Annotated in this window: 16 protein-coding genes; 9 read left to right on the top strand and 7 right to left on the bottom strand. The window is 46.2% G+C overall.

Annotated elements, in window-relative coordinates:
- The first annotated feature begins 451 nt into the window (after positions 1-451).
- The 4 genes from CLV42_RS14495 (at position 452) to CLV42_RS14480 (ending at position 4,501) form a co-directional block, all read left to right on the top strand.
- Entirely contained in the window at positions 452-1,456 is a 1,005-nt protein-coding gene (locus CLV42_RS14495) for a helix-turn-helix transcriptional regulator (protein WP_106602644.1), read from the top strand.
- A 105-nt stretch (positions 1,457-1,561) separates the two neighbouring features.
- On the top strand, positions 1,562-2,920 hold the full coding sequence (locus tag CLV42_RS14490) for an NAD-dependent succinate-semialdehyde dehydrogenase (protein ID WP_106602643.1): 1,359 nt from the start codon (positions 1,562-1,564) through the stop codon (positions 2,918-2,920).
- Positions 2,921-2,968: 48 nt separating this feature from the next.
- Entirely contained in the window at positions 2,969-3,910 is a 942-nt protein-coding gene (gene coaA / locus CLV42_RS14485; RefSeq protein WP_106602642.1) for a type I pantothenate kinase, read from the top strand.
- A gap of 15 nt (positions 3,911-3,925) precedes the next feature.
- Positions 3,926-4,501 (top strand): Crp/Fnr family transcriptional regulator, encoded by a 576-nt coding sequence (locus CLV42_RS14480; protein ID WP_106602641.1) that lies wholly within the window; start codon positions 3,926-3,928, stop codon positions 4,499-4,501.
- Here the strand turns inward: CLV42_RS14480 and CLV42_RS14475 are convergent.
- Entirely contained in the window at positions 4,494-4,940 is a 447-nt protein-coding gene (locus CLV42_RS14475; protein ID WP_106602640.1) for a DoxX family protein, read from the bottom strand. The two genes, CLV42_RS14480 and CLV42_RS14475, sit on opposite strands and share 8 nt — an antisense overlap.
- A 174-nt stretch (positions 4,941-5,114) precedes the next feature.
- On the opposite strand from CLV42_RS14475, the gene CLV42_RS14470 reads away from it, so the two are divergent.
- Both CLV42_RS14470 and CLV42_RS14465 read left to right on the top strand, forming a co-directional pair.
- Entirely contained in the window at positions 5,115-5,648 is a 534-nt protein-coding gene (locus CLV42_RS14470) for a YceI family protein (RefSeq protein WP_106602881.1), read from the top strand.
- Between the two features lie 8 nt (positions 5,649-5,656).
- A complete protein-coding gene (locus CLV42_RS14465; RefSeq protein ID WP_106602639.1) occupies positions 5,657-6,043 on the top strand; it encodes a hypothetical protein in 387 nt (128 codons plus the stop codon).
- Between the two features lie 78 nt (positions 6,044-6,121).
- On the opposite strand, the gene tssD is transcribed toward CLV42_RS14465, so the two are convergent.
- From tssD to CLV42_RS14440, 5 genes are all read right to left on the bottom strand, one after another.
- On the bottom strand, positions 6,122-6,508 hold the full coding sequence (gene tssD, locus CLV42_RS14460) for a type VI secretion system tube protein TssD (protein WP_106602638.1): 387 nt from the start codon (positions 6,506-6,508) through the stop codon (positions 6,122-6,124).
- Positions 6,509-6,623: 115 nt separating this feature from the next.
- Positions 6,624-7,136 carry a type VI secretion system TssO gene (gene tssO, locus CLV42_RS14455; RefSeq protein ID WP_106602637.1) on the bottom strand — a complete coding sequence of 171 codons (513 nt, stop codon included), beginning with the start codon at positions 7,134-7,136 and terminating at the stop codon, positions 6,624-6,626.
- A gap of 22 nt (positions 7,137-7,158) precedes the next feature.
- Positions 7,159-8,334 carry a hypothetical protein gene (locus CLV42_RS14450; RefSeq protein ID WP_106602636.1) on the bottom strand — a complete coding sequence of 392 codons (1,176 nt, stop codon included), beginning with the start codon at positions 8,332-8,334 and terminating at the stop codon, positions 7,159-7,161.
- A 74-nt stretch (positions 8,335-8,408) separates the two neighbouring features.
- Complete coding sequence (locus tag CLV42_RS14445) at positions 8,409-9,275, bottom strand: TssN family type VI secretion system protein (RefSeq protein ID WP_106602635.1); 867 nt, start codon at positions 9,273-9,275, stop codon at positions 8,409-8,411.
- Positions 9,276-9,349: 74 nt separating this feature from the next.
- Positions 9,350-10,303 carry a type VI secretion system baseplate subunit TssG gene (locus tag CLV42_RS14440; protein ID WP_106602634.1) on the bottom strand — a complete coding sequence of 318 codons (954 nt, stop codon included), beginning with the start codon at positions 10,301-10,303 and terminating at the stop codon, positions 9,350-9,352.
- Between the two features lie 147 nt (positions 10,304-10,450).
- Here CLV42_RS14440 and CLV42_RS14435 point away from each other — a divergent pair, with 147 nt between their 5' ends.
- From CLV42_RS14435 to CLV42_RS14425, 3 genes are read left to right on the top strand one after another with little or no spacing between them, the layout of a single operon-like run.
- Positions 10,451-11,521 carry a PKD domain-containing protein gene (locus tag CLV42_RS14435; protein WP_106602633.1) on the top strand — a complete coding sequence of 357 codons (1,071 nt, stop codon included), beginning with the start codon at positions 10,451-10,453 and terminating at the stop codon, positions 11,519-11,521.
- A gap of 17 nt (positions 11,522-11,538) precedes the next feature.
- Positions 11,539-11,970 carry a GPW/gp25 family protein gene (locus CLV42_RS14430; protein WP_106602632.1) on the top strand — a complete coding sequence of 144 codons (432 nt, stop codon included), beginning with the start codon at positions 11,539-11,541 and terminating at the stop codon, positions 11,968-11,970.
- Between the two features lie 10 nt (positions 11,971-11,980).
- Complete coding sequence (locus CLV42_RS14425) at positions 11,981-13,813, top strand: type VI secretion system baseplate subunit TssF (RefSeq protein WP_106602631.1); 1,833 nt, start codon at positions 11,981-11,983, stop codon at positions 13,811-13,813.
- Positions 13,814-13,890: 77 nt separating this feature from the next.
- Here the strand turns inward: CLV42_RS14425 and CLV42_RS14420 are convergent, their stop codons facing one another.
- Positions 13,891-14,943: a transglycosylase SLT domain-containing protein gene (locus CLV42_RS14420; protein WP_146154387.1), complete on the bottom strand. Its 1,053-nt coding sequence runs from the start codon at positions 14,941-14,943 to the stop codon at positions 13,891-13,893.
- Positions 14,944-14,953 lie beyond the last annotated feature (10 nt).

Here is a 14,953-nt window from a genome sequence, read left to right as displayed (position 1 = left end):
TGTTAAATATAACCTATTTCAAGCATATAGATAAATTGAGTGTTATTCTACTCAAGTATTATCAACTGAGCGTGACAACATTCATATCTCATCTATTCATTATAAAATATCTCTCAGATATTAACATCTATCCATGTATACTTGTTTAAAACTCGAGCAGATAGAATATTCCGGACCAGATCAACCAATCGTTAACGAGTTATTAACTATTGGCAATAAACAAAAGAATAATTTTAGAATCAGATAGTTATTCATACTATAATGTGAATGTTTACCAAATCAAAATAACAATATCCCTGTCTTGTTATCCTGTTAAGGCTACCGCCGCCTTTACATCACAAGAAGGTTGTTACCTACAGCTGATACATGTTATGTATATCCCGATGATGTTCATACCAGCATAATGCGGGTTAAATGTCGCGCGATTTTATCACCCTAAAACCAACCCAACATGTTTTTGTTTTCAGCAACCTCCGTTGAATTCTTTAAGGACATATTTTTTGTTTCAGATGTCCCCCGGAGATTCTCCGGCGCTATTATCCGACATTCCACTATGACGCTGCATGGCGATGCACAGAAGACTGTTTTCCTTCAGAAAATGGAAGCAGGTTTATTTGAAATATTTGAACACCAGGTAATATGTGAGGCGCTTGAAACAGAGGTATTACCTACTCCGCTGAAGCCATCTCTTCACCTGCATATTTCACTCGACAACAATGATGTGGATGCGTTTGTAAATGGTACAGACAGCGTGGAGCTGAGAAAGGAAGAAGTGAACCTCTTTTACCTGCAATCGATCAATGTTGCGATTATTCCGCAAGGCAAACATTGTTTTTTTCACATCAGTTTCAGGAATGATACCTTATTCCGCCTGTTAAAACAAGCGCCATTCAAACGGCTGTCTTACAATGTCAGAAAGAAGGTACGGGAAGCAATAGAAAACAAGGGAGGCATGATCAACGCGCCCCGCCAGGTAATGTTGAATGCCTATTTCATGATGCTGGTACAGGATATCCGGCATTGCCGTTTTAACGAAGAAGCCACTGCCTGTTACCGGGAGAAAAAGTGTATGTTGATGCTCGAACATTTTATATGGCAGCTGTTACCTCAAAAGGGGAATAAGATAGAACTGACTACTCATGACGTTATTGTACTGGACCGTGTGAAAGAATATATCAAATGGAATATACACAGGCCGCTTACTTTAAAGGCGCTGTGTCAGCAGTTCAACATCAGCACTAACTTTCTCGTCAAGGGCTTTCACCAGTTAAACGCTGTTTCCGTTACTCATTTCATACATCTTTACCGTATGGAAAGCGCTGCTAAATTGCTGGCTGAGGACGACATACCGTTGAACAGTGTCCCACTATTAACCGGATACACCTCTTTCAAATCCTTCACTGCTGCTTTCAGAAAGTACTTTAATTGCAGCCCTTTAGCGTTTTGTCATCCGTAATAATTTCCACACATCATCCATTCAACCGGAGATGCTTTATAAACGTTACATTTACGCTGTTGCATATGGCATATATGTTGTCTGCAATCGTGTAAATTGTTTTATATGAGCACCTTCAGAAGTATCAATCCGTATAATCAGGAAACAATAGCTGAATATGCCGCGCATTCAGAAGCTGATATTGAACAGCGGCTCGCGTGGGGGCACCAGGCATACCAGCATTTATCGCATGCCAGCCTGGAGGAACGTTGTAAATGGATGCTGGCACTGGCGGGTTTACTGAAGACGAATGTAGAAGAGCATGCGGGCATCATTAGCCGGGAAATGGGGAAAACCTTTAAGGAAGCAAAAGCCGAGGTCCTGAAGTGCGCCACATCTGCTGAATATTATGTAGCACATATTGCTGAGATGCTGCAACCCAAACTCATCACTTCGGATGCACAGCAAAGCTATATATCATATGAGCCGAAAGGCATCATTCTGGCTATCATGCCCTGGAATTTCCCCTACTGGCAGGTGTTCCGTTTTGCCATCCCGAACCTGCTGGCCGGTAACAGCGCCCTGCTGAAGCATGCCAGCAATGTAAGTGGCTGTGCCCTGGCGATGGAAGACCTCTTCCTGGCGGCAGGGTTCCCGGAAGGTGCTTTCCAGGCATTACTGGTCAATTCAAAGAATATTGAACCCGTTATAGCAGATCCCCGGGTCCAGGGAGTTACCCTCACAGGCAGTACCGGCGCCGGAATGAGTGTCGGCGCACTGGCAGGGAAATATATTAAAAAATCCGTCCTGGAGCTGGGCGGCAGCGACCCATTTATTGTGCTGAAAGACGCCAACCTGGACGAAGCAGCAAAAATAGCGGTGAAGGCCCGTATGCAGAATGCAGGCCAATCCTGTATTGCCGCCAAGCGCTGGATCGTGGAGGAAGCCATACTCGGCGACTTTACCGACAGGGTAAGCAATATCCTCGGCCATATGCGCCAGGGAGATCCTTTTGACCCCGAGACTGACCTCGGCCCTATGGCGCGGCCTGACCTGGCGGCAGAACTGGCCCAGCAACTGAAGCAGACCGTTTCCCAGGGCGCCAGTTTAGCATTGGGTGGCCAGCACCAGGAAGCCAACTTCATTCCTACCCTGCTCACCGGTGTACAGCCCGGCATGACCGCCTTTGAAGAGGAAACCTTCGGTCCCCTGGCAGTGATCATCAAAGCAGCCAATGAAAACCAAGCCATCCAGCTGGCTAACCAGACACCTTTCGGACTGGGGGCCTCACTCTGGACCACCGATCTTGATAAAGCCAGGCGGCTGGCCCGGCAGATAGAGAGCGGAAATGTATTCATCAATGCCATGGTACGTTCAGACGCCCGTTTGCCCTTTGGAGGGGTGAAACAGTCCGGTTACGGCAGGGAACTGTCCCTTGAAGGCACACATGAATTTTTGAATGTTAAAACGGTTTATATAGCTTAGCAGCCTGAAAAGACAGGTAACAACACGTAAACTGGCAACAAAATCTTCATGACGAGGAATAATTATGCTCCCTATATTACAATCAGCAGGGAAGAATGGGCGAAAAGGAGTGACGATCCCATGTTACACTTACTCAATGACATTGATACGTTGCAGGGGCTGAATGAGCCGCTGACAATGGACGAGATCACCCAGATTTATGTACCGCTTTCCCGCTTGCTGAACCTGTATGTGAGCAGTGCGCAGCGACTCCATGCTGCCACAAACAGCTTTCTGGGCAGTCAGTTCCTGAAGGTACCTTTCATTATCGGCATAGCCGGTAGTGTGGCTGTGGGCAAAAGCACAACAGCCCGCGTGCTGCAACGTTTGTTGTCGGCCTGGCCTAACCATCCCAAAGTTGACCTGGTCACTACGGATGGGTTCCTTTACCCCAACCGGGTACTGGAACAAAGGGGTATTATGAACCGTAAAGGCTTTCCTGAGAGCTATGATATCCGCGGGTTGATACAATTCCTCGCCAATGTTAAATCTGCCAGGGAAAGAGTTTCCGCCCCTGTATACAGTCACCTGGAATACGACATCCTGCCTAACCAGCTGCAATGGATAGAATCTCCTGATATCGTGATCGTTGAAGGCGTGAATGTATTGCAGGTAAGACCAAGACAGCAGCAGCGCGAGCCTATGATCTTCGTTTCTGACTTCTTTGACTTTTCCATCTATGTAGATGCGGAACTGGAGGACCTGCAACAATGGTACATCGCCAGGTTCAAGTCCCTGCGGCAGACCGCTTTCCGGAACCCGGACTCCTATTTCCACCGGTATGCGCATCTATCAGATACAGAATCAGAAGAATTTGCGACCAACATCTGGAATGAGATCAACAAGCCCAACCTGGAACTGAACATTATGCCCACCCGTTTCAGGGCCAGCCTGATACTGGAAAAGGGCAGCCATCACTTTGTACAGTCGCTGAAACTAAGAAGGATCTGATTTAAAATAGAGAAGATGCCAGATATCAACGAGGTAAAACAAGCCATATTACAGCTTGACAAACATTCGGGAGATAACTGGCATTTATTTGAGCCGTTACTGCAGCCTGTGGCGTTCAGTAACGGCTCTTTTCTTGCGCATATGGGCAGGGTCTCTTCTGCCATCTATTTTATTTCGTCGGGTATTGTAAGGGTATTCACGGTACACCAGGACAAGGAAGTATCCCTCGATTTCGCATTTCCAGGGCAGTTTTCGACTGCTTACGCCTCTTTTATTACCCAGCAGCCCTCTATCGTATCTTTACAGGCTATAACGCCTGTAAATGGCTTTGCTTTCTATCATGCCGATCTGCAGGAGCTCTACCAGAGAAGTCATGCAGCAGAACATACCGGCCGTTTGCTGGCGGAATACCAGTACGTTCGTAAATATCAGCGGGAACTGGCCTTTTTGCAATACAGCGCCAAAGAGCGGTATCTTCAGCTGCTGGCAGAACATCCGCAGGTGGTGCAGCTAATTCCAGTGAAATATATAGCCTCTTATTTGGGTATTGAACCCGAAAGCCTGAGCCGTATCAGAAGAGGGCTTACCTAACACACCACCACACCCACGCAACATAAACAGGTTGAAAGGCCAGCCGGCTCCAGGTATACCAGGCTTTTGCCGGTAATCCGCCGGGAGCGGGTAATTGTTTTACCGCCACATAGATATTCGCCGGAAATAGCAGGATCAGTAGTCCAATTAACCCCCATGCAGCATACATGTTGACCCCGGGGATCAATAATCCTATTCCTAACGCTATTTCGAGTACGCCACTGATCAGTACCAGCTCCAGGGCATATGGCAGCCAGCCCTCGATCATATACGTCAGTTTCCGCGGTGTTACAAGGTGCATGACGCCTATCAGTATAAACATGACAGCAGCGGCCACCTGTGCATCGTGCTGCCATTGCTGGAGCCAGGGTACGTTAAATAAGTGGCCAGCCAGTAGTGATAATAATCCTATTGATAAGAGTCCGGAAAGGAATGCCATCGTCTTGATTTTGACACAAAGTTCCCATAAAACCTGTCCCGGCGGACTAACATTTGTTAGCTTTTATTTACCTTCCGGTAGAACTTATTAACATTTATTTATAGGTATCGTTTTTGCAGTAGAGTAATTATCCGATTACTTTTGAACCACACAATCACACTAATGAACACTACAATGAAAAAAGTATTTTACCCGTTTGCAGCTGCCATCATCCTGCTGGCTTCCGCTTTCACATTTGCTTCCTCGCAAAACTGGAAGATAGCAGAGGGGCACTCCATTAAGTTTTCCGGCTCCGGCGCTAACGGTATCTTTAAAGATCTGAAAGGACAGGTGATATTTGATGAAAAGAACCTGGCCACTTCCAAATTTGATGTGACCATCGATGTAACGTCTATCAATACCGGTAATGGCTTAAAGAATACGCATGCAAAAGGCAGTAAATGGCTTGATGCATCAAAATATCCTACCATCCATTTCATTGCATCGAAAGTGAACAAAACCGCCGCAGGTTATGAAGCACAGGGTGAACTGGAATTACATGGTGTAAAGAAACCATTCACCGTTCCATTTACTTTCACAAGAAATGGCAACGGAGGTACTTTTAATGGTAACTTTGATGTAAACCGTGTCGAATTTGGTATCGGTGAAGCTGGCGGCAGGGTTGATGACGTATTCAAATTAAATGTAAGCGTTCCTGTTACCCAATAAGCAATTACATGTTTAAGAAATATTTCCTCAACGGATTGGCAGCAGGCATCTTCTCAGGGCTTGCTGCTTTTTTTTATTACCGCGTCTACGTCGCGGCACTGGAGGTTGCCTACAACAGTATTGTATCACCAGCCAGTATATTCAGTGCATCTCTATTCGCAGGAATGCTGATTGCATTATTCTGTTTTGGTATCGACAAACTATTCAAAAAGGAAATGGAAACGCTGACCAGCCTTCTCCTCACCGGTGGTGTGCTTGTCAGCATTATCATTCCTTTTATGATCAGTCTTCCCTTAGATGTGGACCATCCTGAATTGTTTCCAGGTTTAGTTGTACCCATGCAGTTATTTCCTGTACTCGGCTGGTTTATGTTCAAACCGGTGTTCAGGAATTGATACTATAAAAACCAAAAAGCCCCCGCGTTATCCGCGAGGGCCATGGCATAATTTCGTTTAGCTAACAAATCATACCACTCATACCCATTCATTGATATGGGTGCCACTGCCCATGCTCAACTCCCGGGCAGAAATGGTGAATGCAACGGTCATCGGGCTCTTGTCATCCGCGTCGAAAGACTCTTCAAACTTTACCAGATAACCTTCTTTAAAATTGAGCTTTTTCAACTCTGCATCAGAGTCTCTCTTGAAGAATGTAACGGTGCCATCTTTTCTTTCAAAGTTGTTCACCATCCATTCAAAGAGATCTGTTTCACCAGTTGATTCAACAATGAGACGTATACGACCACCGCGGGTTATTGATGAGGGGCGGCCGGTAGCGTCTACTTCTTGGGTGAGGTCATAGCTGCAATGTTTTACTACCATTTTTTTGCCAGCTACTTCAAAGACTGATTTGAAGGACATGATGGGTTAAATGTTTAAGGTTTGCAATAAAGAACTAATAAATGAAGCTAACTATTTATGTATTTATCTATGTTTCAAATTTAAAGTAATCCCTTAATACAACCAAAAATTTAACTCATCGTGATCTCATTATCTGTCTGTTATAATCAAGTTCATTCCTTGTCGTTTCCAGTTCCCTGTTAAGGTCTGCAATCTTCTCTTTCAGTTCTGCAATAGTCTGTTGTGCATTCTGTAAACCTCTCATTTGTTGTTTACCCTGTTGAATGGACAATAAATTCTGAATAATATTATTGTACAGGCCGTAGTGCGTCACCGTTTCTTTAGGAATTGTATTACGCATATTCACAAGGTCCTGCGCAATGACCTGGTCCATGTAATTGGCATTCTGATTAGGCAGATTAATGGAATCAAGATTATTCTTCACCTTATCCATCTTCTGCAGGAATTCCGCCTGAAAAGCCTGTTCCTGGCGGAAAGAGCTCAGTTGTTTACGCAGTGCAGTGTTCTCTCTTGCAGGTACCTGGAAGTTGAAGAATACGGCCAGTACAAAGAGCCCTACCGTGACAACGAAGAAAAGCAGGAACCATAAAAAGGCGGATGTCCGCTCCTGTTTGTTTAGTACACGCATGTATTATATTATTTGAATGAAATCAATCTGTGAAGAACCATCTCTTTGTTTTGTGTTTACGCAGGTATTCTGCATCTTCGGCCGACTCCTCTTTCACAAAGATGCCACTGTCTGTTTTGCGGCCGATATAATCCAGTCTGCTCAGGCTTTCAAACAGTTTGCTGATTGCACGGACAAACGGGATCATTGGTTGCAGACATTCTCTCACGTCGATATGTCTGTAACGGATATTCGCACAATTTACCATGAGCGTTTCCAGCTCTCCCTGTCGCAATTCACACCATTCTGAGAAGTAGTTCAGCAATTCTTCCTTACCAGTGCCGGCACGCAGATCTACTGCATTTTTGATAGTACGCGCCAGGCCTGCCACTACTTCCAGCATTGCTGCGGGCGACTGATACAACCCTAGCCAGCGGAACTGAGAGATACGTGTGCCCAGGTATTGCACGAGCCTTTCTGTAATATATAGTACTACCTGTGCCAGATCATTATTTTGATTTCTGCCATAGATCTTCTGTACGATCTGGACACCGTGCAGTTCCAGCTGACCGAGGAACTGGTCCAGCTCCTGGTGTAAGTCGGCCAATGCAGGATGCGCAGATACCATACTGGTAGGCGGTATATAATCATCATCCAGTTGAGGCCGTCCATCAGTCACGGAGATACGACCCAGTACCATCTGGTAACTGCCCAGTTGTCCGTTTGGTAACTGTGATACCGGCTGTACGAACAAGTGGTATTCGGGCGTCGCATATGGCAGGCGGGGCGGATCTTCATGCAGCAGCGGTTCTCCGCTGGGCTGGCGGTCAAAGGGATTTACCTGCATCATGATATAATAAGCCCCTTCTGTATGTTGCGGATCCCAGCTGAAAGTTGCTTCCGGGAACGTCGTTGCATATTTCAGTGAATGCACGGTATGTTCAGGGATCTCTATACGGGCGCCACCGGGCGTAACAGCACGGCACTCCGTTAGCTTGATACGCCACTGATGCTGGTTGTCGGTTACGAACCAGCAACGGAGCGATTCTTTGTTCTCTGCTTTAGCGGGCAATAGTCCATAGTTCTGCGCATGCAAACCGCTGGAAATGGCATCCCGGATCTGATCAAGCATCGCATTTTCTGTTTCTACAAAATGCTGCTTTTTTATTTTCATTCCATCCACCCAGTTAACGGGAAAATGTTTGAGCGGCTCTGCCATGGGATGATTGTTTACGTAAGAAATGATTGTTTACATACATATTTAAGGGATCAACTATAGGTCAACTACTACTATTAGTTATTTCTGCTGTTCAACACGATCCTGTTACAAATGATCACACTATTTTCCTGCATGCCATTCATGAATACCGGCTTCTCAGGATCCAGTGTTTTCGCTATTCCCAGCCATCTTGACTTGAGATGGAACACCCATCCATAAGGCTGTCCGTTGGGGTCCATTACATCAATTGGTGTATTGGGATAGCGATCGTTGTAGTCATTTACAAAATGGTAGAACAGGTCACCCAGGTCCATCTTAATGGGGGTACGTGCCCTGAAATAGGTACGGTCAATGTCGCGGCTGTTCTTCTCCAGTTCAAACCCGATTACGATCAGGTCTCTCATATCATCTTCATTCACTTCCGGTTGTTCGTGATAAGCCGGGTACTGCCACCACTTATGTACTTTAGCCGGGATAGCCATCATCTTTTCGAAGGTCTTGTACACAAAGGTCGGCAGTGCAAATGCGAGGAAGCAGGTAAGCATCGGGTAATACAGGAAATCTCCTTTGGTGAAAAGGAACTGTACCAACATAAAACCTACTGCACCAAACAAACAGATCGCCAGGATAAAGGATAGTTCAGAGCCTAGTGTACGTTCATTTGCCCAGAACCGTGTATACATAATATGGCAATGGGCAATGCCAAGACCGAGGAACCATACCTGGTAAAACAGATACTGGCTGACCAGGTTCTGATGTGTGAACAGGAAAGGAATAGAGCTGATAACTGCAAATACGAGCGTGAGTAAAAACAGATACCACAATGCCTTTTTCTTATATAGGGTAAAGTTTTTAATATAACGGCTCAGCAATCCAACGATCAGAGATCCGATCGCTAGTATGGCAGCTAATACAAGATAAATTTTCGCTTTAAGTATCATAGTTTTCCAATTGGGAAAAGGGTTAAAACAGTTTACAGCGCCAACATTACATGCAAAAATAGTTCCATTTAAGGCTACAGGAAAAAATTATATCCCATAATTCCCTCTTTATATCTGCTATCGGCCACAACCACTTGTTTTTCATCCGGATGGGGTTCCAGCAATGTTTCCACCTCCACATCTGCGGGCATCAGGAAGCCCAGACAAGTCTCCAGCAATTTACCATAAGGCTGCCAGGAAAGGAAATCGTATACCCGGTGTTGTTGCAGCGGACCTACTTTAACGAGTACCCGCGGCATATCGGTATAAAACAGGTTGCCAGTCATTGTATCTACTCCCAGCCGGCAGTCTCCCAGACCAGTCTGGTTGCCGGTGGATACGGCTACAGGGCCATTTTCACGGGAGATTTCTACGGGTTCATCTAATATAGCCTCTAAGTATAATTGTACCAGTTGCAGGTTGCCAGCTATACGATGAATATACGGCAATAACCTGATAAGTTTATTCACCGGTCCTTTGGGAAGTCCCTGGGGAATACCCCAGAAAGACAGGAACAATGCATCCGCATCTTTTCCGAAAGCATCAAATAAAAGGTGCTTCTCGCGTTGCTCCAGGAATACCCGCTGCAGAAAGAATTCATGTTCAAGCGGACGGAAGAATTTACGCGCTTCCTGTTCCTCCTGCTGGTGTTTTTTATAGTTTGCCACCATCTCACTTACCTCCTGTTTTTTCTGTGAGGAGAAGGTATGAAAGAGGCCTTCCGGCAAGCGGTCGTACAACCCATCGCGCGAGAGTGTCAGCGTTACAAATGGATGATAAGGTTGTGAGTCATCCAATTGTGCATCTAAAATATCTTTATTAAAAGCTCTTGTAAAAACGTTCTTCATCTGTACGGCCACATCAGCTTCCCGGACATCATTATCCAGCAGTTCACCTACTACAACTTCGGCGCGCACGTCATAATGCAGACGATGGATATGATCAATGACTTCCTCGAGTACTGCGGCTTTTTGGGCATTATTTACCATCAACGGGTTAATTTAGGTTTTTCGATTAATCAGGGTTCAATTTCAGGCTTTCAACAACACAACAGTTATTAAAATTTCAACTACGAATGTAGGTTGTTTAGTCATTTATCTAAAAAAATATTTAAAATTGCAGAAATTGAAAAACCCATGACCCCGCGCAAGACCCAAAATGAGCGAAAGGTGAATTCCTACAAAACCTTTAATAAAATTACAAGCCATATTGACCCGATGGTATTGTATACATTCCTATCGTTACTGGCTATCAGCATCGTGCTGCTGGCATTCCAGGCATCTAACCGGGAAACCTGTAGTGAGGCGGCCATTGTGTTGGCCAGTCAGCAGCACGCCGGCAAAACCACTTCATTTACAGCCGGAGAGGTGATCACGTTCAGAGCAGACCTGAAAGGCAGCAGCAATGATGGCCTGAGCTGGGATTTCGGTGACTCTACCGCCACTGCACCAGGATTACAGGTATATCATGCTTTCAGTAAAGCAGGCAGCTACACTGTTACCCTGCGCAGGGGTAAATGCGACTGGCGCCAGGAAGTGATTGTCCTGAATGCCGCTCCTGAAAAAGCACCCGATACCCGCGGAGATATCTACCCTGTCATTGAAGGTCCGGAAGAAGTATTTGTGGGACGGCCAGCGACTTACTCCAACCATATGCCGAATGCCAGCAAATGGTCCTGGCAATTGTTACAGCCCAATGCAGAAACCCATGGCGGTAACTCGGTTAAATATACTTTCGGCTCTCCGGGAGAACGTATCCTGTCACTGATCGTGAACGGGGATAGCAGTAAAATGGTGACAAAACGTATCACCGTATTCCCTGCTCCTGCCCAGCGCCCCAGAAATGACCATTTTGAGCCCATTCCTTTCCCTGAGGAGCCCAAACCAACTGATCCATCCGCGGGCACTCCTGCGGCGCCAGAAAAGCCTAAAACACCTGCTATTTCGGACGACGAGTTTAAGTTCTTCCTGACACAGGTGATCGACAAACAGAAAAGTGCTTCCGACTTCTCTCCATACCTCTGTGATAATCTTGGTGCCCGGGTGTTACTGAATGATAAAGAGACCGATACTTTTTCACATTTCTGCTCCAGGATCCGTGGTAAGAAACGGTTCAAAATAGAACTGGTGAACCTGATCAAAGATCAGAACGGTTGTGTGAAAGAGATCCGTGTGAGATATGACAAGAAATTCCTCGGTATATTCTGATCATTTACACTGTTTGTATGAAAAGTCAGTATTATAAACTGCCACTGGATTTCTCCCGCATCCTGCAAAAGAAGGACCTTCCTGACTGCAGCCTGGAAGATTCCGTGGCCCAGCATATACACCTGCTCATCACCACCGTACTGGGAGAGAATAAAGATGATCCGCAGTATGGCTGCAAGTTGTGGGATTCGGATTTTGACATCCGGGCTTCCAACAATGAAGTGAAAGAACAGGTAGAGATGGCTGTTAAAGCCTCCATCTCACGGTACGAGCGCCGGTTAACACAGATCAGGGTAATGGCGGTGGTCAGCCAGGAAGAGCTGACAGGCCTCCATACACGTAAGGTCAAGAAGAAGATCAAAGTGACCATCACCGGCACGCTGTCCCGTAATAAAACACCATTCCACTACAGCAGCTTCTTTTATGTGAGCCCGCTGTCTTACGATTAAAGCCATTGCCATGCCCAGAGAACAAAAAGAACGGATTAAAGACCGCATGTTGAAAACAGCTGCCAGGCTTTGGGGTTATCCTGATGCAGAGGTAGAATCTTCTTTCGACCCTATTGTGCAGTTATTGCTGGAAGCCTGCGCCAGTGAACTCGAAAAGATCTCCGGCGAGGTGGATGTATCGCATGCCCGCCTGGTAGAGCGACTGGCTCAGATCATGATGCCGGAGCCCATCACCAGCAGTCAGCCGGCCTATGGCATACTGCATGCGGCCAGCACTGAACCAGCTACCGTTATCACCGCAGAGCACCAGTTCTTCCACACATTGCGGAACGGCTTCAATTCAAAGGACCTCTTCTTCATGCCCCTGACCAGGCATCGCCTGTTCCGCGGACAGATAAAATACATGGCTATCGGTAATAAACTGTTTGAGACCCGGGAACACTGGTTCAAGGAACAGGTATTACAGGGCGCCCTCCAGGCAGACACACCTCCCAATCATTTATGGCTGGGCCTTTCCCTGGAAGGAAGTCCCTCCTCTCTCGAAGAGCTGTCCTTCTTCTTCGATCTCAGGAATGCACATCAGCAGGAAATGTTCTATTACTACCTACCGCTGGCCCGCTTCTTCCTGGGTAATACCGAACTCACTGTAAAAAACGGTTATAGTGATAGCCGCGATGTTGCCTCAGAGGAATTGGACAGTATTATGCAACCTGCCTTCGATACGAATACACAGTATAGTCAGCAGATATTACAACGTTTCCGCCATCATTTTCTCACCATCAGCAAGCCTGCATCACCGGGTTCCCAACCTACAACTCCTGCCGCCCTGCAACAGGTATTCGGACAGGGACTCACAAAGCTGCAGCCGGATATCCAATGGATCAGGGTTGAATTTCCGGAAGCGATCCGGCACACCTTACTGGAAGATCTGTTCTGTAACATCAACTGCTTCCCCGTTGTCAATAAACGTATCAATGAGCAATCGCAGCGACTGAACCGCTATCTCAATATCATGCCGTTGCATACATCAGATATTTACTTCGACATCAAACGAGTACATGATGTTTCAGGGACTGACTATCATGTCCGCAACTTCACTACTACCGGTGAAATGCAGGAAGGAGAGCTGGTAGTACGCAGCAGTGGTATTGGCAGATTTGACTCGCGTGAGGCAAAGGAGATCATTGCTTATCTTATCGAGGTGATAAGAGACGAAAGCTCCCTCTTCGAAGAAGTACGGAATGATTATGTTGCCAGTCGCATAAGAGAATTGCACCAGCTGATCGCCTCTCTTGAAGAACAGTTGCAACCGGGTGTTAACCGGGGTAATATCCCTTATCTGATGATCAAGCCCAGGGAAGATGCTGATTATCTTTTCATCGAGTTTTACACGACCAATGGTAGCATTGCCAATAACATCCGTATGGGCAGCCGCCTCCAGGAATATGGCAGCGTACAGCTGCAGCCTGCCTCTATCACATTATTATCCAATACCCAGGGAGGTAAAGACCGTCTCAGCATAGACGAGAAGGTCAATCTTTACCGCTATCATTTATTGAGCCGCAATCGTATTGTGACGCCGGAAGATATTAAAGCATTATGCCGTTATGTGATCGGTAATGAACTGCGTGAAGTGAGTGTGTCCAAAGGGGTGTCTGTACTGCCTGGTGCAAGTGAGGGATATAGCCGTACACTGGATATCAGGCTAATACTTTCCAAACCTTCCAGTACGTATGCTGCGGGAAATCTCACTTATCTGAAAGATGAGTTGTTGTCACAGCTGACGGAGCATTCTGCGAATAATTATCCTTACAGGATATTTATGAATGAGGTGTTGATGTAGTTTTATTTTTGTTTTGATTCAATGTTGCTTTCGGTTTCAAGTGAGACCGAAAGCTGCCGTCGCTGTTCTATTACTGATTAAATCTTCAACAACCTCACATCCTCTCCCGACTTTAACGATTCCGCCGGCACGCCCTTCTTCCCGCCTGCATCACACAACGTAATCATATTCCCAAAACCAAGATCCACATACACCCGGTCACTCACAATCCATCCCCTACCCGACAATTTCGTATTCTTCCGGATAAACACACCATTCGCCTGCAGGTCATCCAGCAAAAGAATGCTCACCAGCTGCCCGTCTTCAAAGGTGTTGTTCCGCTGCAAGCGGGCAGCAAAAACAGTCGCGACTACCGGAGATGTAGCCCTGGATTTCATATCCACTGTAATACGGATGGATTTAAAATCTTTACTCTTCTCTCCCGGTTGCGCTATCCCTGACGAAGGTTTGGAAAACACAGAAACATTCGCATTCTCTTTATTGAACACATTATAGCCGAAGCCCGGAATATACAATTCAGGGTTTTCGAACAGTTGTTTAATGGCGATGATCTTGTAAATGTATTGTGCCGTCTCACTATTCAGCATGAGCTGATAGTAATCATTACTCCCCTGTTTTTTGACATTATGGGATATGTTGCCTGCACCGGCATTGTAGGCAGCGGCTGCTAGTGTCCAGGAATGCAGCTGACTGTAAAGTTGCTGCAGATAGCGGCAGGCGGCGTGTGTAGATTTCAGCAGGTGATTGCGTTCATCATTATCATATCGCACTTCCAGCCCCATCGCTGCGGCTGTAGCCGGCATAAACTGCCAGACACCCTGTGCGCCTACGGCGGAAGTGGCATTGGTGAAACCACTTTCAACAACCGGCAGGTATTTAAAATCTTCAGGTATATTGTACTGATGTAAGATGGGGATAATGATCGGGAAGTAAATATCCGTCTTTGCTTTCAACACCGGTAAGAAGTTGCGGTATTTCAGATGTCCTTTGATAACATCCATCAGCTTGTAGGAAACGAAGTCGCGCTCCATAGGTACGACCTCTCCGCAGAAATTCACCTGCTGTGCAGTGCCTGTCAATGCAAACAGGCAAAGACAGCCAACAAACAATATGTGAATAATGGTACGCACGTGAATGAAT

The organism is Chitinophaga ginsengisoli (assembly GCF_003014595.1).
Lineage (GTDB): Bacteria > Bacteroidota > Bacteroidia > Chitinophagales > Chitinophagaceae > Chitinophaga > Chitinophaga ginsengisoli.
The sequence above is the reverse complement of the archived record's forward strand: the minus strand, read 5'-3'. Positions and strand labels throughout refer to the sequence as shown.